The sequence below is a fragment of the Paenibacillus chondroitinus NBRC 15376 genome (assembly GCF_004000765.1).
In the GTDB taxonomy this organism is placed as follows: Bacteria; Bacillota; Bacilli; order Paenibacillales; family NBRC-103111; genus Paenibacillus_E; species Paenibacillus_E chondroitinus.
The window spans coordinates 59,531-82,792 of record NZ_BILW01000016.1 but is presented as its reverse complement, the minus strand read 5'-3'; the positions used below and the strand labels follow the sequence as shown (position 1 = coordinate 82,792).

Annotated in this window: 28 protein-coding genes and 1 pseudogene; 7 read left to right on the top strand and 22 right to left on the bottom strand. The window is 44.1% G+C overall.

What is annotated here, in order from left to right:
* Positions 1-17: 17 nt before the first annotated feature.
* The 5 genes from PCH02S_RS18755 to PCH02S_RS18735 all read right to left on the bottom strand — a co-directional run bounded on the left by PCH02S_RS18755 (position 18) and on the right by PCH02S_RS18735 (position 3,597).
* The gene (locus tag PCH02S_RS18755) at positions 18-428 is read right to left on the bottom strand and encodes a phage tail tube protein (protein ID WP_127455468.1); all 411 of its coding nucleotides are present in this window, start codon (positions 426-428) and stop codon (positions 18-20) included.
* Between the two features lie 12 nt (positions 429-440).
* Complete coding sequence (locus PCH02S_RS18750) at positions 441-1,904, bottom strand: phage tail sheath subtilisin-like domain-containing protein (RefSeq protein ID WP_127455467.1); 1,464 nt, start codon at positions 1,902-1,904, stop codon at positions 441-443.
* Positions 1,904-2,116, bottom strand: coding sequence for a hypothetical protein (locus tag PCH02S_RS18745; protein WP_127455466.1), 213 nt, complete (start codon positions 2,114-2,116; stop codon positions 1,904-1,906). Before PCH02S_RS18745 ends, PCH02S_RS18750 begins: the two co-directional genes overlap by 1 nt.
* Positions 2,117-2,133: 17 nt before the next feature.
* Positions 2,134-2,952 (bottom strand): minor capsid protein, encoded by an 819-nt coding sequence (locus tag PCH02S_RS18740; RefSeq protein ID WP_127455465.1) that lies wholly within the window; start codon positions 2,950-2,952, stop codon positions 2,134-2,136.
* Positions 2,953-3,177: 225 nt separating this feature from the next.
* Positions 3,178-3,597 carry a hypothetical protein gene (locus PCH02S_RS18735; RefSeq protein WP_127455464.1) on the bottom strand — a complete coding sequence of 140 codons (420 nt, stop codon included), beginning with the start codon at positions 3,595-3,597 and terminating at the stop codon, positions 3,178-3,180.
* 153 nt (positions 3,598-3,750) lie between these two features.
* Here PCH02S_RS18735 and PCH02S_RS18730 point away from each other — a divergent pair, with 153 nt between their 5' ends.
* From PCH02S_RS18730 to PCH02S_RS18720, 3 genes are all read left to right on the top strand, one after another.
* Entirely contained in the window at positions 3,751-4,155 is a 405-nt protein-coding gene (locus PCH02S_RS18730) for a helix-turn-helix domain-containing protein (protein ID WP_127455463.1), read from the top strand.
* A gap of 164 nt (positions 4,156-4,319) precedes the next feature.
* Entirely contained in the window at positions 4,320-4,883 is a 564-nt protein-coding gene (locus PCH02S_RS18725; protein ID WP_127455462.1) for an ImmA/IrrE family metallo-endopeptidase, read from the top strand.
* Positions 4,858-5,247 (top strand): hypothetical protein, encoded by a 390-nt coding sequence (locus tag PCH02S_RS18720; RefSeq protein ID WP_127455461.1) that lies wholly within the window; start codon positions 4,858-4,860, stop codon positions 5,245-5,247. The genes PCH02S_RS18725 and PCH02S_RS18720 overlap by 26 nt, the downstream gene beginning before the upstream one ends.
* 54 nt (positions 5,248-5,301) lie before the next feature.
* On the opposite strand, the gene ppnP is transcribed toward PCH02S_RS18720, so the two are convergent.
* The 4 genes from ppnP to PCH02S_RS18700 form a co-directional block, all read right to left on the bottom strand.
* Positions 5,302-5,619, bottom strand: a complete 318-nt coding sequence (gene ppnP, locus PCH02S_RS18715) for a pyrimidine/purine nucleoside phosphorylase (protein WP_127455460.1) — start codon at positions 5,617-5,619, stop codon at positions 5,302-5,304.
* A gap of 93 nt (positions 5,620-5,712) precedes the next feature.
* Positions 5,713-7,734 (bottom strand): transketolase, encoded by a 2,022-nt coding sequence (tkt, locus tag PCH02S_RS18710; protein WP_127455459.1) that lies wholly within the window; start codon positions 7,732-7,734, stop codon positions 5,713-5,715.
* A gap of 189 nt (positions 7,735-7,923) precedes the next feature.
* A complete protein-coding gene (purU, locus tag PCH02S_RS18705; RefSeq protein WP_127455458.1) occupies positions 7,924-8,823 on the bottom strand; it encodes a formyltetrahydrofolate deformylase in 900 nt (299 codons plus the stop codon).
* Between the two features lie 47 nt (positions 8,824-8,870).
* Positions 8,871-9,998: a deoxyribonuclease IV gene (locus PCH02S_RS18700; protein ID WP_127455457.1), complete on the bottom strand. Its 1,128-nt coding sequence runs from the start codon at positions 9,996-9,998 to the stop codon at positions 8,871-8,873.
* A 127-nt stretch (positions 9,999-10,125) separates the two neighbouring features.
* On the opposite strand from PCH02S_RS18700, the gene PCH02S_RS18695 reads away from it, so the two are divergent.
* Entirely contained in the window at positions 10,126-10,554 is a 429-nt protein-coding gene (locus PCH02S_RS18695; RefSeq protein WP_127455456.1) for a DUF2621 domain-containing protein, read from the top strand.
* 81 nt (positions 10,555-10,635) lie between these two features.
* Here the strand turns inward: PCH02S_RS18695 and PCH02S_RS18690 are convergent, their stop codons facing one another.
* A complete protein-coding gene (locus PCH02S_RS18690) occupies positions 10,636-10,860 on the bottom strand; it encodes a hypothetical protein (RefSeq protein WP_127455455.1) in 225 nt (74 codons plus the stop codon).
* A 104-nt stretch (positions 10,861-10,964) separates the two neighbouring features.
* Positions 10,965-11,393, bottom strand: coding sequence for a hypothetical protein (locus PCH02S_RS18685; protein ID WP_127455454.1), 429 nt, complete (start codon positions 11,391-11,393; stop codon positions 10,965-10,967).
* A 133-nt stretch (positions 11,394-11,526) separates the two neighbouring features.
* On the opposite strand from PCH02S_RS18685, the gene PCH02S_RS18680 reads away from it, so the two are divergent.
* Positions 11,527-11,895: a helix-turn-helix domain-containing protein gene (locus PCH02S_RS18680; protein WP_174806797.1), complete on the top strand. Its 369-nt coding sequence runs from the start codon at positions 11,527-11,529 to the stop codon at positions 11,893-11,895.
* A gap of 222 nt (positions 11,896-12,117) precedes the next feature.
* On the opposite strand, the gene PCH02S_RS18675 is transcribed toward PCH02S_RS18680, so the two are convergent.
* Positions 12,118-12,624 carry a tyrosine-type recombinase/integrase gene (locus PCH02S_RS18675; protein ID WP_127455452.1) on the bottom strand — a complete coding sequence of 169 codons (507 nt, stop codon included), beginning with the start codon at positions 12,622-12,624 and terminating at the stop codon, positions 12,118-12,120.
* 103 nt (positions 12,625-12,727) lie between these two features.
* Between PCH02S_RS18675 and PCH02S_RS36990 the strand changes: the two genes are divergently transcribed.
* Complete coding sequence (locus PCH02S_RS36990; protein ID WP_407670101.1) at positions 12,728-13,303, top strand: hypothetical protein; 576 nt, start codon at positions 12,728-12,730, stop codon at positions 13,301-13,303.
* 46 nt (positions 13,304-13,349) lie between these two features.
* Here PCH02S_RS36990 and PCH02S_RS18665 read toward each other — a convergent pair whose 3' ends face one another.
* Complete coding sequence (locus tag PCH02S_RS18665; protein WP_127455450.1) at positions 13,350-14,216, bottom strand: metallophosphoesterase; 867 nt, start codon at positions 14,214-14,216, stop codon at positions 13,350-13,352.
* A gap of 198 nt (positions 14,217-14,414) precedes the next feature.
* Between PCH02S_RS18665 and PCH02S_RS18660 the strand changes: the two genes are divergently transcribed.
* Complete coding sequence (locus PCH02S_RS18660) at positions 14,415-14,597, top strand: anti-repressor SinI family protein (RefSeq protein ID WP_246069152.1); 183 nt, start codon at positions 14,415-14,417, stop codon at positions 14,595-14,597.
* A gap of 21 nt (positions 14,598-14,618) precedes the next feature.
* Here the strand turns inward: PCH02S_RS18660 and PCH02S_RS18655 are convergent, their stop codons facing one another.
* From PCH02S_RS18655 to PCH02S_RS18620, 9 genes and pseudogenes are all read right to left on the bottom strand, one after another.
* Positions 14,619-14,960 carry a helix-turn-helix domain-containing protein gene (locus PCH02S_RS18655; RefSeq protein ID WP_127455449.1) on the bottom strand — a complete coding sequence of 114 codons (342 nt, stop codon included), beginning with the start codon at positions 14,958-14,960 and terminating at the stop codon, positions 14,619-14,621.
* Positions 14,961-15,147: 187 nt separating this feature from the next.
* Positions 15,148-15,489 carry a helix-turn-helix domain-containing protein gene (locus PCH02S_RS18650; protein ID WP_127455448.1) on the bottom strand — a complete coding sequence of 114 codons (342 nt, stop codon included), beginning with the start codon at positions 15,487-15,489 and terminating at the stop codon, positions 15,148-15,150.
* An 8-nt stretch (positions 15,490-15,497) separates the two neighbouring features.
* Positions 15,498-17,300: a glutamine--fructose-6-phosphate transaminase (isomerizing) gene (glmS, locus tag PCH02S_RS18645; protein ID WP_127455447.1), complete on the bottom strand. Its 1,803-nt coding sequence runs from the start codon at positions 17,298-17,300 to the stop codon at positions 15,498-15,500.
* 297 nt (positions 17,301-17,597) lie between these two features.
* Positions 17,598-18,710, bottom strand: coding sequence for a DegT/DnrJ/EryC1/StrS family aminotransferase (locus tag PCH02S_RS18640; RefSeq protein WP_276562911.1), 1,113 nt, complete (start codon positions 18,708-18,710; stop codon positions 17,598-17,600).
* 114 nt (positions 18,711-18,824) lie between these two features.
* Positions 18,825-19,463 carry an acetyltransferase gene (locus PCH02S_RS18635; RefSeq protein WP_127455446.1) on the bottom strand — a complete coding sequence of 213 codons (639 nt, stop codon included), beginning with the start codon at positions 19,461-19,463 and terminating at the stop codon, positions 18,825-18,827.
* Between the two features lie 15 nt (positions 19,464-19,478).
* The gene (locus tag PCH02S_RS18630) at positions 19,479-20,075 is read right to left on the bottom strand and encodes a sugar transferase (RefSeq protein WP_127455550.1); all 597 of its coding nucleotides are present in this window, start codon (positions 20,073-20,075) and stop codon (positions 19,479-19,481) included.
* Positions 20,076-20,177: 102 nt separating this feature from the next.
* Positions 20,178-20,921: pseudogene (locus tag PCH02S_RS37160) on the bottom strand (glucosamine inositolphosphorylceramide transferase family protein); the annotation flags it as partial.
* Positions 20,922-21,118: 197 nt separating this feature from the next.
* The gene (galE, locus tag PCH02S_RS18625; protein ID WP_127455445.1) at positions 21,119-22,153 is read right to left on the bottom strand and encodes a UDP-glucose 4-epimerase GalE; all 1,035 of its coding nucleotides are present in this window, start codon (positions 22,151-22,153) and stop codon (positions 21,119-21,121) included.
* A gap of 21 nt (positions 22,154-22,174) precedes the next feature.
* Complete coding sequence (locus PCH02S_RS18620; RefSeq protein WP_127455444.1) at positions 22,175-23,248, bottom strand: EpsG family protein; 1,074 nt, start codon at positions 23,246-23,248, stop codon at positions 22,175-22,177.
* Positions 23,249-23,262: the final 14 nt, after the last annotated feature.

Here is a 23,262-nt window from a genome sequence, read left to right as displayed (position 1 = left end):
TCCTTTTGTTGAACTGATTAAATAGCCCGGATAGGATCATTAAGCGTATAGCCTTCGAATGTAAATGCTACTTCTTCCTTCACTTCCTCCCCTGCCGTCCAATTGGCCAACTGAAGCTTGTCCAGCATGACATTGTTTAGTGTAATCCGTTCGAAACCATATGCATCAGGATCATTCAACTTGGATACAAGACTGAATTTATCAAATCCTCTTGCGATCATATCGCTCGTAACTTTGAAACCGCTGAGTGTCCCGGTGCCTTTCATCGCACCTTTTTTATGCCGAACCCACGGATCTCCCGCAAGCTGGAGCTCTTTCTTCTGCATCTCCACATTCGCTTCCAAATGATTAAAGTTGGTTTGCCATACGCCACCGATAAATACCGAACCATATGTTCCTAAAATTACTCTGCTCGCATCTAAACTCATTCGTAATCCCCCTTAATGTACGATAAAAGTGCCAAAAATTTGTTCCATCACATCTGTCAGCTGCGCATCCCACTTGATATATACTTGATCAGGTTCTGGCGTCAGTTCAGCGGTTTCTCCGTAATAAGCCGGGTCCAGATACACATCGAAGCTTGATGTTTCAATGACGCCGGCTTGTGCCAATGTCTGCATATACCGCTTGGCTGACTCCACCAGAGCCAGACGCCCTTCCTCTGTGTTATTTACTTTTCCGATATACGCCTCTTCCGCTGTTCGCAGAAGATCCTGATTGATGGCATCCATGACACGAATCGTACGAATTTTCTTCCAAGCTGCATTTTGTCCTTGGCGCAGAGAAACGAGTGAATTCATTCCACGCAGCGTTTTCACCCTCTGACCGTCATGATACAGCAGGAAAACGCCGTTTTTCACCGAACTCTCCTGTTCGCTGCGCGTCCATCTTCGTGTCACATCACTGAACGGAGCAGCTGCGTAAGTCGTAGATTCACTCAGCTTTTGACCCGCAATTAGCCCCGCTACATAAGCTGCTACCCATGCCGAGCTATAGCTTGTACCCGCGAGAATCGCTCCAGTCCCTACATTGACAATTGCTTCATGATTGAATAAAGCGCTGCGTGCCGCTGCCCGACTTGCTGCATCAGAAGCAGTATCATCAGCGGTAGAACTGCCAAGTACCGTTGTAATGCCTTTCCCTTCAGAGCGCAAACGACTCGTCCAAGCAGCAACCGATGCTTGAATGCCCGTATCTGTGACTCCATCCAGCGCAAGCACATGGAATTCCTGTGTCTCTAGTGCGCTTAGAGCATTCAGGTAATCCGCTGAAGCAATCCCGCTGATACCCGAGCTGCCGCCAGTCAACGCACTGCCTGAGACGGCAGCTAGCGTACCATTGCCTGGGGCAAGAACGGTTGCTGTCAGCCAAACATTACCGTTGTCTTGATTTAGAGCATCCGCTGCGGCCTGAACGGTACTGGCCGAGAATGTAAATGTCTTCAGAACAGAGGAGCCTTCAAGCAGCTTCAAATCCTTTTTCGACGCATCGACGGCATTCGTCTGAAGAATGACCGAGAAGCCGTTACCTCGCGCACCTTCGTATGTAGCTTCTAACTTCAATACATTGGCCGAAGCCGAATCTTTCAGCGTTAAAGCTGCTTTGGCTGCTGTGGCATCCGCAATTCGGTAAGCTAACACCTTCTTCGGCTTACCCAGCAAGGCCAACTTCAAAATGGCTTGCGCGGAAGCCGAGCCGCTTTGATCGCGACCGAAAGCATCATAGATACCTTGCTCACTCGTTATCTCAACAAATTGTCTCACTGCTCCCCAATTTGCTTTAACCGGCACGGCAACGACACCTTGACTTCCCGGCAAGATCGCACTTAGCGCCGCCGCCTCAAAGTTCATATAAAATCCCGGTAATACCGGTCGATCCGTTACACTCCAAGTTCCACCTGCCATTATTCCTGCACCTTCCTTTGTAAAAAGTTTTGAACCGCTTGATTGACATAGGCGATTGCATACATCGTTTCGGAATCTCCTTGTAAGGCACCAACGATTACTTCCGGTGCACAATCAAAGAGATCCTTAGAATTTGCCATTAGCTCTTCTTTGTCATACATCACGATTTCATCACTCGTATTGCTGCTTATTTGTGTTTTGCTTTGTTTCACAAACAGTCACCTCTTTTTTATATTTTTGGTTCAGTATGCACACCAGCTATCAACGGACTCGAACCAGGTGTGACGCCGGCAGCACCCGTCAATGTTACTGTCAGCACACCCGTAAACAAATCACCGGATCGAGTCGCTGCTTGAGCGTCCAGCACTGTTAACCATCTGCCGCCTAATCCGCCAAGCGGCAATTTGGCCTGCTCAGCCAAGCCAAGCATCAGCACTTGCGCTGCCAGCTGGTATTCACTTGCCGATCTAGCGGCAATATGGCCGACGAATTGCTTGGACAGCTGCTGAACACCTCGCGAGGCTGCTGCGCTGTGCCAACCTGTACACTGCCATGAGACTGCGGGTCGGCAGGTCCCGTTGAAACCGCGATAGACACGCCATTGCACGCCAAGTGCGGTTTCCGTGAATTGCGAGATAGCTTCCAGCCACGATTCGACGACAGGCTTGATTTGCTTAAGCAGGAAGACGGCTTTCATAGAAGTTCTTCCTTGTGCATCTAAAGCTTGTCCTGCCGGCAGCGACGTAATTTGCACCGTATACAGTCCACCATCCACCTGAATGGTACCCTCCTCCGGCTCCAACATGCGGCCAATGAGACGCCAAATTCTCTCCTGCGCCCCCTCAGCGGTTGCGCTTCTAACCAGCAGGCTCAGCTTGCGCCAACTGCCAGGAGCGTCCAGCTTGAATTCCGCGCTGCCTCCGACATGGCAAAGGGTAATAGCCTCATCAGGGCTCTGAGAATCGCTATCCACAAACAGATCCGTGCCGAGCGTTCCCTCTCCTTTCGCTTGTAAAAACAGCGCCAATTGTTTGGCCATGTTAATCATTCATTCTCTCACCTCTTTTCTTGTTTTGTTTTGAAATTCAAAACATTTTTTTCTTTACCTCAACCACATCCTTTCATCTTCTCCCAATGAGTCTTGCTTAAAGACTTCAGGAGATTGATTACTTCGATCTTCTTCAGCAGCATCACCGCCTTCTTGGTCTACACATCGATCTTACCATGCCTCAGTTCGAATGGACTGCCAATAAACGGCCAACTTTCGGACACGTTATTTTGATGTTCGAATGACCACTACCCTCAACATGTAAGCTAGCTTATCGAGTGCTCCCCCCTTGACCCTGCGATAAGTTCGTTCACTAAAATTGAAATCATGATATAGGAAACAGTCCAGCACTTTCTCCTTCTGCAAGTAGCGTCTCCGTATAATCTCCTCCTCCTGCTCGTCCAGCCGCGACAGCGCCTGCTCAACCTCGTCATATAAGAGCGCTGCCTGCTCCTCCCGTGCAGATGCCACGATATATTCAGCAGACATTTCCGCCACCTTATGCGCATCATGCATCGCACCATCTCTGCGAACACTTCCGAGCGTCTGGTATAACCGAACGGTATCCAGCAGACTCTCCACCCTTTTCCGCGTAGCCCGCTTGTCGATCTGATCTTGCTCTATGTGTAAAACTTGTTCCAACATCCTCATCATCTCCCAAAATTTGTCGTTTTGAAATTATAAACAAATCATACGCTAAACTTGTTTATAATTTCAACACAAAAGTTTTGAGAAACGAAAAAAACGCTTGTTTTTTATACCTCAAACCATTTACAATAAGGAACAGGTGATGAATCGATGAAAGATATGGTCCAGTTCGGCCTTCAAATCCGGCAGCTGCGCAAACAGAACCATTTTACCCTTAGAGAGCTTGGAGAGCGGTCCGGTGTTAGTTATTCATTTATTAACTCCATAGAAAATAACCGCTTCAATCCATCCAGGGAAACGGTCATTGCGTTAGCTGATGCGCTTAATCGCGCTGACAAGGACGAGCTCTTGCTGCTCGCTGGCTTTGCGCCGACGGATGAAGAGTCACTGGATGCCCCTTCCGGACCTGGGGTTAGCGATATCGATGATCCTGAGGTCAGCCTATTCTTTAAGGACTTCCAAAGTGCGCCAAAGGAAAGACGGGACGAAATGCTTCGGTTCTGGCACTTTATCAAAGAGCAGCAGATGAACCGTACACCGGATAGCGAGCAATAGTACATATGATAGGAAGTTAAGCCCCTCGGGCTTTTCTTTATCCCTATAAAACGAACATATATTCTCATTTCAATCATATCGAGGTGTTTTCCCTGTTTACTCACTATCAAACAACCCCTCTGGAACAATGGGTCGAAGCTTTATATGAGCAGCACGAAATCACAATGCCCTCTCAGCTTTGCATGACGCATTTGGCGGCTAAGCTGCGCATTTGGGTGTATACCATGGATATGAACAGTATGGCGATCGAAAGTAACGGGCAGTTCAGCATTAACGTTGACCGTCGCCTCTCCCCCAAGGAGCAGTGGGAAGATTTCCTGCACGAACTCTGCCATGTTCTCCGGCACTCCGGCAACCAGATGGCAATGCCTGATCGTTATGTAAATTGGCAGGAGCAGGACGCATCCGCTTTCCAACTCTATGCGGCGCTTCCCCTCTCCATGCTGAGAAACCTCGCGCTGCCTGAGAACAAAAATGAATTGATCGCCTATCTTTCTGAAGAATTCCAAGTCACTTACCGGCTTGCCAAAGCGCGGATCGATCAAATAGAGAGACGTGTCCTGCAGGGTTCCCTGGACTACGAGTTTCAACAATATACCCAAAACCAGTCAAACAAGAAATACGATCCGTCCAATTGGTCCGAAGCGACGCGTTTAATCATGAACAAGCTGGAGTTTTTAAAATCTAGGGGGGTGCCTGCAGGTGGCAAAGCTAACCGTCTTTTATGATTATCATGAAGAGGGCATCGTTCCTATCCTTCTATCACTGCGGTTTCGGCCAAACGAGCTTGATTTCAGCAAAAATTCGCTCTATGTGCCGCTGGGAGCACCTTTTCAGCAGCTGAACATGGAAGAGATTAACGAGTTCGATGCCGGCATCACCGTGCTGTTGGAGGACCTCATCGTCCATCCGGAGCGTCCTCACGCCATTGGTATTTCCCTCTCCAGTTTGAAGCTTCGACATGCTGCCCATCTAGAAGGACTCTTCGATATACAGCAGCTATGGCTGCGGATGAATGATATCGAAGAGGTGCTTCAGATGGAGGTTCGCACTTTATACCCTTGGAGTGATTCGCACAAGCCCCTCAAATAAAAAAATCCCACACATCCATGAACAATGTTCATCCGATGTATGGGATAGGATTACCTATTCACTAATATAAGAGCAGATATAATCGCTAACTGTTTTCACATCAAGCTTGAATTTTGCATTCGCTGGAACTGTGAATTCACCTTGTCCCTTGATGCTGATCCATTCGCTGCTGCCTGGAAGAAGGACGTTCAGCTCACCAGCTTGGATTTCCATAATTTCTTTCACATCAGTACCGAATTCATACTCACCCGGAAGCAAAATCCCCAATGTTTTTTTCGTACCATCCGCGAATTGTACTGTGCGGCTTGTTACTTTACCGTCAAAATAAACGTTAGCTTTCGTCAATACCGTTACATTTTCAAAGCTGGACATGATTTATAGTTCCCCCTCTAAAATGGCTATAAAATAAGGCTAAGCCCACGCATGGTGGGCTATGGCTTTGTGAATAACGCGGCTATGTTTGTTCTAAGCCAATAGAGCTTTAACTCTAGCTGCAACGTTCTCTGGTGAGAAGCCGTACTCTTTCAGAACCAAATCGCCAGGCGCGGATGCACCGAACGTGGAAATGCCTAAGATGGAACCTTCATCGCCTACATAACGTTCCCAACCAAGCGGGAATGCCATCTCAACAGCAAGACGTTTTTTGACATCTGGAAGAATGACGGAATCTTTGTATTCTTTGGACTGTTTCTCGAACAGTTCCAAGCTTGGCAAGCTGACAACGCGAACGTTGATACCTTCAGCTTGAAGCAGCTTTTGCGCCGCGACAGCCAATTGTACTTCGGAACCTGTTGCAAGAATTTGAGCATCCGGTTTACCGTTAGCTGCGTCGGATACTACGTATCCACCTTTGCTCAGATTCGCTTTCGCACCTTCAACCGTTCCTTCGAGGATCGGCAGATTTTGACGAGTCAATACGAGCGCAACCGGTCCTTTAGCTTCAGCGACCGCATAACGCCATGCTTCGGAAGTTTCGTTACCGTCCGCAGGGCGAATGACTGTAATGCCCGGAATAACACGAAGCGCTGGCAATTGCTCAATCGGCTCATGTGTCGGTCCATCTTCACCAACTGCGATACTGTCATGTGTAAGAACATAGATAACCGGAAGCTGCATAAGTGCCGCTAGACGGATGGACGCACGCAGGTAGTCGGAGAACACGAAGAATGTTGCACCGTATACTTTCACGCCGCCGTGAAGTGCCATACCGTTCATTGCTGTACCCATACCGAACTCACGAACACCAAACCATAGATTGCGGCCCGCATAGTTGCTTGCGCTATAGTTGGACTCGCCTTTGATCATCGTATTATTGGAGCTCGCCAGATCCGCGGACCCACCAATCAATTGTGGAAGCAAAGGAGCAATCGCGTTGATCGCATTACCGGAAGCGACACGAGTTGCCATAGGCTTGTCCGAAGTGCTGTAAACCGGAAGGTTTGCATCCCAACCTGCAGGCAGTTCATTATTAACCGCTGCACTGAATTGGTTACCCAATTCTGGATAGGCTTTAATGTAATCATTTAAAAGAGTGCTCCAAGCTTGTTCAGCTGCAGCGCCTTCCTTACCAATTTCCGCATAGTGGGCACGAACTTCATCAGGAACCAAGAAGTCTGGTTCTTCCGGCCAACCGTACGCTTGTTTCGTCAATTTCACTTCGTCGCCACCAAGTGGGGATCCGTGAGGTCCAACGTGTCCGCCTTTTCCACCTTTGTTCGGGCTGCCGAAACCGATTGTCGTTTTCACTTCAATCAAAGTCGGACGAGTTGTGTCAGCTTTCGCTTCAGCGATCGCTTTGGAGATTGCAGCAAGATCGTTTTGCTCTTCTACACGCAGCACTTGCCAGCCATAAGCTTCAAAACGTGCCTGCACGTTTTCGGAGAATGCCATATTCAGCTCGCCATCCAGCGAGATATCATTTGAATCGTAAAGCATAATCAATTTGCCCAGTTTCAGGTGAGCCGCCAAGGATACCGCTTCAGAGGAAACGCCTTCCATCATGTCGCCATCGCCACAGATCGCGTATGTATAATGATCGATAACAGGGAAGTTTTCTTTGTTATATGTCTCTCTCAGGTGAGCTTCCGCCATTGCCATACCTACGGCCATACCAATCCCTTGTCCAAGTGGACCGGTTGTTGCGTCAACACCTGGCGTGTGACCGTATTCCGGATGTCCTGGTGTTTTGCTTCCCCATTGACGGAAGTTTTTGATCTCTTCGATCGGCAAATCATATCCACACAAGTGAAGAAGGCTGTATAGGAGCATGGAGCCATGACCCGCAGAAAGTACGAAACGGTCACGATTAACCCATTTCGGATTCGCCGGGTTGTGCTTCATATGCTGCTTCCACAGCACGTACGCCATTGGAGCAGCCCCCATGACCATACCAGGGTGACCGGATTTAGCTTTCTCAACGGCATCGATACCTAACGTACGAATCGTGTCAACTGCTAATTGTTCGATTGTTTTATTTGTTACTGTCATTTCGAAAATTCCCTCCTATATGTCTCTACTTACCTAAGTCATAACTTGTACATACAAGTGACTTTTCTCGCTTGCATTATTGTACCATTTGCTTTGAGGCTTTGCCACAATAAACCGTTAAAACTCGTCGGATTTGCGCATACCAGCAAAAAGACTGCATCCTAAATTGGATACAGCCTAGTTTTCCCATCAATTGAAAACGACAGTCTTATTATTATGAACAATAATTCGATCTTCTACATGCCAAGCAACAGCTCTGGCTAGAACGATCCGTTCAATATGGCGGCCGATTCGCTTCAAGTCTTCCACATTATCACGGTGGCTAACCCGTTGAACGTCCTGTTCAATAATAGGGCCGCCATCTAGTTCTTCCGTCACATAATGGGCGGTTGCGCCAATAATTTTCACGCCGCGGTTATGCGCTTGGGCATACGGCTTACCACCTACAAAAGCAGGCAAGAAAGAATGGTGAATATTGATGATGCGGTTGGAGTAATGCTTGATGAAAGACGGTGAAACGATCTGCATATAGCGGGCAAGTACAATAGCGTCCACTTTGTCTCCCACGACTTCCAACTGGCGGCGCTCCGCTTCAGCCTTCGTATCTGCCGTAACCGGAATATGGTAATACGGAATGCCGAAAGGCTCTACCAGCGATTGCATATCCGGGTGATTGGAGATCACCATCGCAATATCCGCATTCAAATCGCCTGCACGCCAGTGCCAGAGAAGCTCAAGCAAAGCATGATCTTCCTTCGAAACAAAGATCGCAATACGCTTCTTCTGATTAGCTAGTGACAGGCTCCAATCCATGGAGAACTTGTCAGCAACGACTGAAAAAGCTTCTTTCAATTGCTGCACGCGGTTTTCCAGGTCATCCAAGTCAAACTCTATGCGGATGAAAAACATCCCGCCTTCCGGATCCATCGTATACTGGTCGGACTGCACGATATTCGCGCCATATTCATACAAAAACTGTGACACTGCCGCCACGATGCCCGGCTGATCCGGACAGGAGATCAACATTCTTGCTCTATTCGCCCATTCGCTCTCCCTGCGAGTCAGACTATTTGCATTTCCCCGTTCCATGTGAATCCCCCTAGTTGCTTTCTACTCGAAAGTTATCTGTATCTGTATTAAGCCTTCTTCAATATATCCTGACCGGCAAGCCAAACGATAAGACGTTGGTTAAGCTGCTCCTCGCTTAGGTCGGACAACAATCTTTCTTCATGCAAAATATCGTACAAGCGCTCTAACGGCTCGCGGCCGTCCGCTTTTTTCGCTTTCGCATCGTTTTTCAGAATCTCCCAAGTTTTCAGCACGTAATCGCGGAAATGAATATCCTTTTTGCCAAACATATGGTCGATTCGCTCTACATGATCCAGAAACTCTTCGCCGAAGCGGCCTTTGAGATTGCCGGACAAAAGAGCAATTTCCGCTTCGTACATCGGACGCTGCGTTTTGTCTTCTTTTCCGATCCAAGGCGTCTCTAGAATCATCGGCAAATGCTGCAGCTTCTCATGATTAGCCACATTGTTCATTGCTTCAAAGCCAATCCAGCCTGAGCCTAACGGCGCATGACGGTCTTTCGCAGCCCCGCGAGGATTCTTACTGTCGTTCAAGTGAACGACGCCTAGCTTCTCTAGGCCAATAACTTTATCGAAATGATGCAGAACGCCATCCAGATCATTAACAATATCATAACCAGCATCGTGAATATGGCAAGTGTCCATACAAACCGTAAGTTTGTTGTTAAACTCCACACGCTCCATAATTTCCGCAATTTCCTCGAAGCTGCGGCCAATTTCGGTGCCTTTGCCAGCCATTGTTTCCAACGCAATATTCACGTCAGTATCCTTCACGCCAGCCAGTACTTCGTTCAAACCTTCAGCGATACGTTCAATGCCGTACTCTGCATCCTTGTCTGTATAGGCGCCAGGGTGAAGAACGATATTGCGCACACCGATGTAGGCCGTTCGGCGAATCTCTTCTTGAAGGAAGCGCACAGCCAGTTCAAAGGTATCCTCTTTATAGGAACCCAAGTTAATGATGTAAGGCGCGTGCACGACAATTTCGTTCATTGCATGCTTGTCCATCAAAGCTTTGCCTTCTTCAATGTATTGATCTTCAATGGGTTTGCGGCGCGTATTTTGTGGTGCGCCTGTGTATATCATAAACGTGGAAGAACCGTATGAAACTGCTTCTTCAGCTGCATTTAACAAGCCTTTATCTGAGAACGAAACGTGTGAGCCAATTTTGGGCATGATTCATTGCTCCTTTATTGAGTGTCTATCTACTACCTTCCTATTTTACTCGGATTGTCGCAAGAAATCTAGAAATAAGGTATAATTCTTATCATATATGACCGTTTGGTAGTGAGGTGACAAATATATGGCTAACGATTTTTTTATGTGGTTCATTATTTTCTGGGTGTTTGTCCTGCTGTTCTTCATGTCTGTAGGCGGATACTTCATGTTTCGCAAGTTCCTGAAGGTGCTCCCCAAAGAAGACGGAAAGTCGAAGCTTGATTGGCAAAATCATTATGTCGACAGCTCTCGCCATCTTTGGACAGAAGACTCTAAATCATTCCTGGATCAGCTAGTCTCTCCCGTGCCAACAGCTTTTAGAGATATTGCCAAGCACTCCATCGCGGCTCGAATCGGACAGGTTGCTTTGGAGGCCAACGCCAATGAGGTAACGAGAGATCACTGTATCGAGGGGTACATTCTTGCAACTCCGAAGCGTGACTACCGCAGCTTGACCAGCTTCCTTGAGAGAGAGCAGATCGACTATAGTGCCTATAAGCATTTGCTTCAGTAAAAATGAAAAAGCCACCCCTTTAAATCAAGGGATGGCTTTATTTATTATGGCGGCTGTCAAACAGACTCATGGTCATGCCTCCTATGTTGTAAATAAAAATGCGGAGGCTTCAAAACCGGAATAACAAATCTGCGAATTTCCGGACAACTCAGCACTTAATTTCTCCAAACGCTCATTGGCGCAGTCCTTACAGTGACACAGAGGGATTGTAGTCTTATAATACCCTGTTTTGAACACTTTCTCCGCTTTGTTTCTGGACATCACCGATTCGCATTTCACGCAATACACCATATCTAAGTTAAACATAAATTTCTCCCCTTTACTGAATCTTAATGTCGTTTATTGTTACAATATGTATATATAAATGATTATAAGATACATTTCGTAACTTAACAAGGGGTTTGTTCCTATTAACAGATATAATTGACCACAACGTCATCATAATATCGATCAGCTTCGTAGCTTTTTGTGATTCTGGCAAATTCTTTATTATGTAAAGTTGCAAGTTGATTTATTTCATAAAGCAATTCGAATTCTACGTAGTCATTAGGTTGAACGGCCGCTTTATACAAATATATATCTTTGTTCTTACTCACAAGGTCTATGCAACCCTCGCAATGGAACTTTCGATTCGCAACGATAAGCTCAAAGCCGTATATGATTTCGTTATCCGTAGGTAAAATCAATGAACTTTCGAAAGTAAATTGTGATTTCTCTAATTCCAAAATATCGATTAGCGCATACTTCGTATGTATATTTCTCGCATACATTTGAACAATTGTTAATTTACCTTCTAAAGGGGTAGTCAGTGTTAACTTGCTTCTTTTTCCGATCGTCAAAGCCTTCACACCACCTTAATACATATTGTATCTAGTCAAATGAATCTTTGCTTTGTTATAATGGTTTTCTGGTATATTTGGTTAAACACCGTGGATATAATGGTAGAAAAATAAACAGTGAGGAATGATCAAGCTGAAGTATGGAGACCGTATTGCCCTCTTACGTGAAAAGAGAGGACTGACCCAAGAAGAATTATCCATTAAAATTGGTATATCCAGGGCATCCCTTTCTCACTATGAAACAAGCCGTCGCGAGCCCGATTACGAAACCATTAATAAAATAGCGAACTTTTTTAATGTTTCCATTGACTATTTGCTTGGACGCACGAACCTTCAGCAAACTGTTCTTGATAACGATGTTCGGGACTTTGTAGAAAATCTTGATTTAACAGATGAAAATATTTTGCAAAAGTTTTCATTGACCGTTGATGGCCGAAAGCTTTCGCCAGATGAAGCAAAACGGTTCATTGCCTTTGTAAGGGCTGAGCGTTCGTTGGAGTAGTTGATTGCCGAGCAAATTGGACTTTATGAGCCTGAAATTTCTGTTTGTCGATGCCAAGATAGAGAAGAATCTGATGAATATCGATTGAAATCTTAAGTTCTTGATTCATATGTGGACCTACTCCCAACGCTCAGCTTTTCTTAAAAAGTAAAAATCCATTCTCCGTTACTTACGATACGTTATGTATCTGTCATGAGACAGAATAGCGATGTTCGCCTGCTACTACTTATTTACACCGATATACTTCAAGGTGACGGATGGCGCTGACTGATTAAACAAATCTCTAAGTACAGAGACATTTTTCGTTTTTAAATAGTAATGATAGCCATATGTTTTACGGAGTGTGTGAGTGCCAATATCTGTTAATCCAACTTGTTTCGCCGCTTGATTTAAAATTCGATACACGCGAATTCTCTTGATGGGATTACCCGTTCGTTGGGACGGAAATAAGTAATTATCCTCGTCCATATATTGAATATACTCCTTGATAAAGGCCTTAAGCTGTGAAGAAAGCTGGAATGTCTTGACTTTACCCGTTTTTTCCTCCCGAACACTTACCACATTTCGATCCCTCACATCTTTTACTTTCAATGATAGAAGATCGCTGAGATGAAGTCCGGAATTAATCCCGATTGTAAAGAGAAGCCAGTCCCGAATTGATTGTTCTTTTAAAACTTCTTGTAATTGTTCAATTTTCTCTTGATCTCTTATCGGTTGAACAACTTGCATGAATAGCACCTCACATGACCATAATCAAATTTCATTGTATGTATCCATTTTTTGCTATTACATATGAACTCAAGGTACTCTATTCTATCAATCCTCCTAATTATTGTATGTTACATATTGTATCACAAATTTGATAAATGATCTATGCCTTTTCCTGTTCTCAAAAGCTAATATCTACGGTATAATTCTTAATAAAGAACGTTTTCATCCTTTAACAACTCATGGAGGGAGGCCACGTACATTGTTAAAAATTGCTAGGTTTCTATTCATCCTTCTCATTTTCAGTGCGATTACGTTTCCAGTATCCGCTTACGCTTCGGGTTATGAGTCAAGCACTTCTCAGAAAAATAGTTTCTTATCGCAGCTTACTTCTTTGTTTAATCTGAGTAAGTTATTTAGTTCAAGTACATACCAGAACAGCAATAACAATAGTAACAACAATAATAATCACAGCAATAGCAGCAATAGCAACAACAACAACAACAACAACAACAACAATAATAACAATAACAGCAACAATAATAATAACAACAACGACAATCATAACAATAACAGCAACAACAATAATAATAACAATCACAACAACAATTGGTATGAAGACTGCTGGGACGACATCAATTGGGGCAATAATGATTGTCCGGATTCCTACGATATTTGGAAAAAGTGGTTCTGCTATTAACCAATAAAAAAACTCCGTCAGCATCAGCTGGCGGAGTTTTTGTCGGTTATGGCTGCTTCGTTTCCAAGACAAACACGGTAATTTCAGGCCGGCAATTGAACCTTATCGGAAACAATGTAGTTCCTATGCCGCGGTTTGTGTAAACGTGAAATTCACTTTTTTCGAAGGTATAAAGTCCTACCTCATATTTTTGTCCCAGATCCGGTGTAAATAGGCTCCCGTAAAAAGGAATCCGAATTTGCCCGCCATGACTATGGCCTGAGAGCTGCAAGTCAACAGGAAATTTCAAGGCGGTATCTGCGAAATCCGGCTCGTGTGCAAGCAGCAGCACGAACTCGTCTACTACGGTACCTTTTAAGGCGAGAGGCAGATCCGGTTTACCGTGGAACATTTCATCAATTCCTGCTATCCATAAACGGCTATTTCCGCGTACAATCGACTTATTTGCGTTGACTAGCACAGTAAAGCCGGATCGTTCAAGTACATCCTTGACCCGCCCAGGGTCCAGGCGCATATCGTGATTGCCGAGAACCGCGTATTTGCCCGATTTGGCTTGAAGCCGCGATAGAATCGGAATCACATCGTCACTTATTTGACCGTAATTAGAATCAAATAAATCTCCTGTAAAACAAATCAAGTCAGGCTTTTGCCGCTGAACCAGCTTAACCACTCGTGCCAATTGGTCCAAACTATAGTACTTACCGAGATGTGTGTCGCTGAACTGAACAATGCGCATACCCGCGAATGCTGCAGGATATCGATGATACGCAAGTGGAACTGTTTTTAACTGAATCCAATACCTCTCGCCGAAGATGCTATATAGACCGCTAGCTCCCGCAAGCGCCGCCAAAGATCCTACCGCAGACATACTATACTTAAGAAACGCCCTGCGATTCATACGTTTATTGGTCACTAGATGTCCCCTTCCCTTACGAGTATCTCTAGGTCTAACTGCGGAGGCTCATGCGGAATTTGTCGAGGGGAATCACATAAGCGTCGATACAATTTGTATAATTTTAATATGATCGGGATTGATTTCGCGGAAAAAACGTGCGATAATAAATTACCAGATACGATTTGTATCACAAAGAATGCTTTGGAGGGGTCACTTGTGAATCATCAGATGCATCAGACGGATTTGGAAGAACTTGATACGGAGTGGATCGAACTTATTATGAGCGCACGTAAGATGGGTTTTACGATGGACGAAATTCGCGCATTCCTAAGAAGCCCTTTCCAAACGACTCAAAAATCACAAAATTCAGCTGAAAATGATCCTTGTATGTCCCCATAGATCTACACAAGGTTATCTGGATTATTCATCGTTTGGTCGCTTCATTCTCCATTTGTTAAAATCCAGAAATTCGCGAAACTGCTGCTTATCAACCCCAGATGACATGGCTTCTTTAATAATGTCATACCATTCCTGATCGAGCTGAGGCCCATCCTGAGATGTCTCATCCTGCTCATCGATTAATCTCTCGACTGGCACTTTAAGGACAGCTGCAATTTTCTCAAGAAACTGAATTGAAGGATTCTTCTGAATATCCCGCTCCAAGCTGCTAATATAGGATTTAGCAACCCCTGCACGTTCAGCGAGTTCTGTCAGTGACAGGCCCTTCTCTTTCCTCAATTGTTGTACTCGTTTTCCAATCATTTCATATCTTCCCTTATCTCAAAGTGATGGGTGCTCTCATAATTATATCAGAATTTCCTCCAAAGAACAAATACGTTTCTTATTAAGAACAATAAGAAAAAAGCCCCCTGCGGGGCTTTTACTTCTTGCTATGATTCATCTATAACAGCAGTCAGGATCGTACAAACCGATGACTTGGGAATGCTCACTAGTTAACTTTATCGTTATGCCATTTCATGAACTCTATCAAAATTTTCAATTCATGAATGCGTTCTTTGGCGATACCGGATTGTTTCAAATCAGCTATAAAATCCATCCATTCCTGATCCAGTTGATGATTCGTTCCCGTATCTTCCGTAATTTTCAGTAAGAGCTTAAGATCCACATTAAGAACCTCTGCGATTTTTTCTATCACATGAATGGAGGGGTTCTGCTTGAGATTTCTTTCGATATTGCTTAAGTAGGATTTGGAAATACCTGTCCGCTCTGAGAGCTCAGACAATGTGTACCCCCTCTGCTTCCGTATACTTGAAATATTTTGACCGATCATGGTTATCATCACTCCACGGTGACACTTTTGGCAAGATTTCTTGGCTTGTCAACATCGCAACCTCGATATACGGCTGCATAATAGGCAATTAATTGTAACGGAATAACCGAAACCAACGGGGTAAGATGCTCGTGAATAGCAGGCAGGACGATTTGATCGTGCTTTTCCTCCATCCCCTCCATGCTGATCATACAAACATGAGCACCCCGTGCCAGAACTTCTTGGACGTTGCTCCTAATATTGCCCCTAATATGAGATTGGGTTAAAAGCGCAATAACGGGAGTGCCCTCTTCAATTAAGGCAATGGTTCCATGCTTTAATTCTCCGCCGGCGAATCCTTCGGCTTGAATATAGGAAATCTCTTTAAGCTTTAATGCGCCTTCCAGACATGCGTAGTAATCCATGCTTCGCCCTATAAAAAAGCAGGTGCGTGACGCATTCAAATACTTCCAAACGTTCTCTTCCATCATCTCCTTCCTGTTAATCATAATTTCCATCGCATTCGCGGCAATACTTAACTCGTGGAAAGGGTTGGTTTCCTGATTGATTCCTTTTGCACGCGCGCTGTCAAATGCGAGTATCGCTAATACAGCAATTTGTGCTGTATAGGCTTTTGTTGAGGCTACCGCGATTTCGGGTCCGGCATGAGTGAGCAGCGTGAAGTTCGCTTCACGTGATAACGTGGAACCTGGTACATTCGTAATCGTCAATGTCGGATAACCCAGCTGCTTGATGGCTACTAATACACCTCTGCTATCCGCCGTCTCTCCGCTTTGAGAAATAAAGATAAAAAGTGGGTGCTTGGAGAGAATCGGTCTATTATACAAAAATTCACTTGCGATATGAGTCTCAACAGGAATTTCGGCTATTTTCTCAATCAACTGTTTACCGACCAGTCCCGCATGATAACTTGTTCCGCAAGCGATGATATAGATACGATCCGCTTCCTTCATGCTATTGCGAATGTTAGAATCGATAACCAAATCTCCATTGCCATCTTGGTATTTGGACACGATTTTACGAATGACAAAGGGCTGCTCGTCAATTTCTTTCAGCATATAATGCGGATATATCCCTTTCTCTATATCGCTGGCATCAAGCTTGACTTGAAAAGGCCTCCTCTGCATGAGCTCTCCGCTCAAGGTTTTAATCGTTTTTGAATGTTGGCGAAGAATGACCATCTCCTCATCCATCAATTCCACGAATTGATTCGTTAGCTGCAGCATCGCCATAGCATCGCTTGCAATTACATGAAAGTCTTGGCCTAGTCCAATGAGCAAGGGGCTTTTATTTTTACCAACATAAATCGTATGGATATCTTCGTTATCTAATAAAGCAACGGCGTAAGAACCTTTCATTGTGACGAGCAATTGCCGAAAAGCTTCTTCAACCTCTAAGCCGCTTTCCACTAATTTCTCCATCAACTGTACAATCACTTCCGTATCCGTGTCGCTTGCGAAAGGTACTCCTGATAGAAACTGCCGCTTGATTTCCTCGAAGTTCTCGATAACCCCATTATGGACAATGGTAAAGCGACCGCTGTTGCTTTGATGAGGATGTGCATTCCTGCGGCTAGGTCTGCCATGTGTCGCCCATCTCGTATGACCAATACCCACTAACGCTGTCTCCTGCTGATCAATCACATCGTTAAGTGCAGCTATTCGTCCCTGTTCTTTGTATATATGTGAACCTCTTTCATTCAATAAAGCTATTCCGGAAGAATCGTATCCTCTGTATTCCAGTTTTTCTAAACCTTTAATCAAGATTGCTTTCGCGTCCTGATTACCGATATACCCTACTATTCCACACATTGTAAATCTCCTTTGAAATAAAATTCTTAATAAAGAACAATCGAGTAATAATTCGCTATAAATTGAATACATGCTCCATTTCCCACATAAGTTTTTAAAAAAGGAGGGATTCTGTCATGTATTCACTTTCGACGAGTGTATGGAAAAAGGCGCAGCGTACTTACCATAAGGTCTTGCATGCATACAATTCTTTACTTTATAGAGACTGCCTTGACATAGAAATGAAGGAAGCACTATTTGAAAAAATGCAGCATCACAGACAGAAGATGAATGAAGGCGCTTAAGCTTGGCGCAGTGTTAAACGCTTATGCTTTTGGCCTTAATCAATGACTCTTTGATGCATGTAATGACCCGCATCTGCTCATCTTCCGACAGACTGGATCCGGATGGTAGACAAAGTCCCCTTTTAAACAATTGCTCGGATATAATCTCATTGTCACTATGTGGGTAAAACTGAACCCCTTCGAATAGAGGCTGCATATGAAGCGGTTTCCAAACTGGACGTGCCTCGATATTCTGTTCCGCCAGTGCTCCCAATAACGCCTCAACCGATACACCAGCTTCATTTTCGTCCAAAGTTAATACTGTAAGCCAACGGTTCGAACGCGTATTGGGCAGCTCGGGCATAAACGCGATGCCTGGAACATGTGCTAACTCTTGAACATATCTTTTGAAGATCGCTCTTCTTGCGTTAACTCTTTCTTCCAGCACCTCTAACTGAGCTCTGCCAATCCCGGCGAGCACATTGCTCATCCGATAATTATAACCGGTCTGGCTATGTTGATAGTGGGGCGCATAGTCGCGCGCTTGGGTTGCCAGGAAACGAGCTTTATTCAGCTCCTCGCCTTCGTTGGAAACCAGCATCCCCCCGCCGGAAGTCGAAATAATTTTATTGCCATTAAAGGAATAGATGCCAAATTTCCCGAATGACCCGCTCGCTCTCCCTTTATACGTAGAGCCCAACGATTCTGCTGCATCCTCAATTACAGGGATATCAAACGCTTGGCAAATCTCCAAGATTTCATCCATCTTTGCACTTTGGCCATATAGATTAACAACAATGACTGCTTTAGGCAGTTTCCTTTCTTGGGCAGCATCGTATAAGGCACGTTCTAACGCTTGAGGGGACATGTTCCATGTTTCTGGTTCCGAATCAATAAATACCGGTGAAGCTCCCAAATAGACAATCGGATTGGCACTCGCAACAAAGGTTAAACTTGAACAAAAAACCGTATCCCCTGCTTGAACATCCAGCAGCCGTAGAGCCAAATGAATAGCCGCCGTTCCGGAGCTAACCGCAGCCGCGTCGTTAACCCCCACATAGGAGGCAAGCTCTTTTTCAAATGCATCGACATGCGGGCCAAGCGGAGCGATCCAATTGGTATCAAAAGCATCTTGAATATAGGTCATTTCATTCCCGCTCATGTGTGGAGGGGAAAGATATATTCTTTTTGTATGCGTGAACACAGGGTATGCACTTCCTTTATTTGGGTTCTTGGGACAAGAAAAGCGCCCTGGGCGCTGTTAGGCGAACTTTCGGCTGCTAATAATTTTGGCCGGAGTTCCTACTGCTGTACTATTCGTCGGGATATCACTAATGACGGTGGCACCTGCTCCGATAATCGCCCATTCTCCGATGCTTTTCCCAGGAATGACGGTTGCTCCCGCACCAATCATAGTCCCTTCTTTTACAATCACGGAACCGGTAAGTGTAGCTTTAGGAGCAATGTGGGCATAGTCACCAATATGGTTATCATGCTCTACGATGGCACCCGAGTTAATGATCACATGATCGCCAACGCATGTATCAGCACTGACAATGGTATTAGCCATAATAACTGTACCATTCCCAATAGAAGCACTCGAACTGACAATCGCTGTGTGGTGAATGAGTGAAACATAGTTTTCCTTAGCTAGGCCAAGCTTTGTCACAATTGACTTTCGAACCTCGTTATTCCCGATCGCAATTACAAATTTAAGATGATTCCTTTGACTCAATAAAAGATGTGCGGAAGAGGTGGGCCCTATATATATCTCATTAATTACAGTTAATTCGTCATACTTGTCATCCAAAATGGCAATGATTTTAACATCACTTTTTGAATGAATCAAATCCTTGATGACCTTGCTGTGGCCACCCTCACCAATAACGACTAAATCCAACCTGTACCAAACCCTTCATGATAGATTTGATCCGGAGAACTTCTCCATGGTTACATGATTTCCGTGGCTAATTCCATCCGATTTAATCACTTTCACAAAAGTTAAAGCTAGAATTTTAAAATCAAGAAGAAAGCTTTGATTCTCCACATACCAAACATCAAGCCTGAACTTTTCTTCCCATGAGATGGCGTTTCTCCCGTTAACTTGAGCCCATCCCGTAATTCCAGGGCGTACTTGATGGCGTTTGGCCTGCTCTTCCGTGTATAGCGTCAAATAATCCATTAACAACGGCCTTGGACCTACTAAACTTAAGTCTCCCTTAATCACATTCACTAATTGGAGCAACTCATCAAGGCTGTATTTTCTAAGGAATTCCCCAAAGGAAGTTAAGCGTATGGAATCGGGCAATAAATTCCCTTCGTTGTCCCTTGCATCTGTCATGGTTCGGAATTTATAGATATTAATCGGTTTACCGTGCAATCCAGGCCTTAACTGTGTGAAGATAATCGGAGATCCTAACTTTACTCGAACCAAAACAGCAACAATGCCGATAACCGGGGAAAAAAGGAGTAATAAAGGAATTGAGATTAGCAAATCGAAAAATCGCTTCATCATAATCATGCTCCTATTGGTCTTAACTAAAAATTTAGATTTCAAACGGTTGAGCTTCCATACAAAATAATTGGACTTCTGGGTACTGTGACCATCGACAGCTACTAACCACTGATGATCATCAATCATTAGCTGGTCGATATGGTGCATCCCATCTTTTCTCCAATCGCCTTCTTTTTTCGTACCGCACAAGATTAAGGAGATTTCCTCCTCCTCATATTGGAACTCCGTTAGCTTGTTTACCTTGAACACTCTTACCGAATCGCCATAATGAGGATAATCCGCTTGTGTGTACCTATAGATCGTTCTATCTGAAAAAATGAATCTTCCCCCAGGTCTGCTAATCATCAGATTACTAGTAATTATTGGGCTTTGGGGATGTACGAGATAAGGTCCTTCCAATTGCGCCGAATGGAATAAGTGAAGATTCCCACCTTCAGTCCCTGCAAAAATCCACCATTTATTATCGTATTTGATAATGGAGGGATCCATGAAGTTACCCTCTAACAGCTCACATGCAACTTCCCATTGATAAGGAAACTGTTTGGCTTTGTACAATAAAACACGATTGGTTTCTATCGTCTCAGGCAGCATAAACATCTCGTTCCCAACTTTAAAAACCTGAGGATAAGATAGATGGAAGTTTTCACTTAGAACGACTTGTTGATACTCCCATTTCAACCCATCAGCGCTTATGGCTAAGCCAATTTGCCCACGTTCAAGTTCTTTATTAAAGATCTCAAAGAACAGATGGAACCTCGAATCCTCCTTAACAATAAAGGGATCTGCTACAAATTCAGCTGGAGCATCATTTACGTCTGAAGCTTGTATAGATGGTTTATCCATGTCTAATTCGGTTTCATTTAACAACGTTGTTATCATGTCAGCGGAACTGAAAACCTTGATCGACCAAATCTGAGTAACTATTCCCTTCTTCATAAGGGAAATTAACGTCTTAATTCTTTTAAGAAATTTCTGATTTATAGGGAACAAACATGAATCCCCCTTCAGTCCGTACCGACATACGCATGAGTAAGCCCTCGCTATACCGTTACTTCTTCTTCTTTTTTATGAAAACCATATGGATTATGGGCTTGCCATCTCCAGGAATCCAGGCACATCTCTTTAATGCCTCTCTGAGCACTCCACCCTAACTCACGCTTAGCCTTGTTCGGATCCGAAAAACAGACGCCTATGTCTCCTGGTCTTCGATCTGTTATCATATATGGAATATGTTGTCCGGTTGCATTTTCAAATGCTAACACCATTTCCACAACGCTATACCCCTGCCCCGTACCAAGGTTGTATGCCTCTACCCCTGTACTTGCCATAATCTTCTCCAATGCTTTCACATGCCCACATGCCAAATCGACGACGTGGATATAATCTCTGACTCCCGTGCCATCTACAGTTGGATAATCATTTCCATAAATCTTTAATTCCTTTAATCTCCCTACTGCCACTTGGGTAATGTAAGGCATTAAATTATTTGGTGTGCCGTTTGGATCTTCGCCTAATCGGCCGCTACTATGAGCCCCAATCGGGTTAAAGTAGCGTAACAGCGCAATGCTCCATGTTGGATCGGACACATACATGTCCTGCATGATCTCTTCAATCATCAGTTTTGTACGACCATATGCATTCGTTGCGCCTAGTGGAAAGTTTTCTGTAATTGGCACTTGATCCGACATGCCATATACGGTTGCTGACGAACTGAATACGATTTTTTTCACCGCATATTCCTGCATAAGCTCACATAACACGATCGTGCCCGTTATATTGTTGTGGTAATATCGCAATGGTAAACGAACGGATTCGCCTACTGCTTTTAGTCCTGCGAAATGAATCACAGCTTCAATTTTATTTTGTTTAAAAACCAACTCAACATCCTGACGGTTTAACAGATCAATCTGATAAAATGCAAAGTCTTTACCGGTTAGTTCTTTTACTCGTTTCAAAGACTCTAGGCTGCTATTGCTTAAGTTATCAACAACAACTATTTCGTATCCTGCGTTCAGCAGCTCTACACAAGTATGACTTCCGATATAGCCGGCTCCACCGGTTATAAGTATTGGCATTTTGAACCTCCTGACTGTTAGTTAAAATTTTAAGTAGTCACTTCGATAAAAGAGATGTAAAGTAACCACGTTCTCATAGTAAAAATAAATAAGGTAGAAACCTAAAACGGCATAATAGATAAACTTTCGTTCTCTCCTCACGAATAGGCTGATGACCCATGACATGAGAATGATATTGTATAATCCAAAATAGATGGTAAACCTGGCAAAAATCCAATTTTGTGTCGCGACCGCCATGACAACAAAATTCAATAAAGACATGTTCACGACATAGTCACCGTAAGGAAATATCTCTCTTAGTTTATTTCTCCCCAGATATGCGAAAATCAATGGAACCGCTCCGATGGCCACCCTAATAACGTTAGCCCCGCCTTCTTGGAAATCTTTATACTCGCCATAGTGAGTATCAGCAATTGCAGTGAATATGGCATCTGATATTACGCTATATCCTAGAATCAATATCATTGCCAGAGACAGAAGAACAATCGTTGATGCTGTCCAAGCCTTTCTTCTTACAATGAAGTAAATTGGTATAAGAATTAGAGCACTACCGTGAAATAAGGAAGCGAATGCAACCACAAGAAAATATTTCTTCCAGCTTCCTTCAAATAAGAACTTGGTAGCAGCAAATACTATCGCAGATGCCAAAAATTGCCTTACTCCGTTCATAGAAATAATATAAAGTCCTGAGGTTATGTATAAATAGATGCTTAAATCAAACAATCTTGAATATTTATACAACACATAGACAATGAGTACATTAGTCACTAATGCCGTGAGAAATATTAACAACTGTGGATCATCAGTGATTTTCTGCAATATCATTTGTAGAATACCGAAGCCTATATCCTTCTCAGCTTTTACTTGTTCCCATGTGTAATTATTTAATCTGTAAGAATACATATAAAAGAAAGTATCACCAATATTATTGCGGAGCCCGGCTATGACTACGAATGTTGCCATAACAATACCCGCCAGCCATTTATTAGGCTTCACCGCTAGAGCCTCAGCACCAATTGCCACAGGTTTGGCCAAAATCCTTGAAAAATAGGAGGCGATATAGACGACAATCAGATTAACCCACAGTATGGCCATTGTTGTTTTCCTTT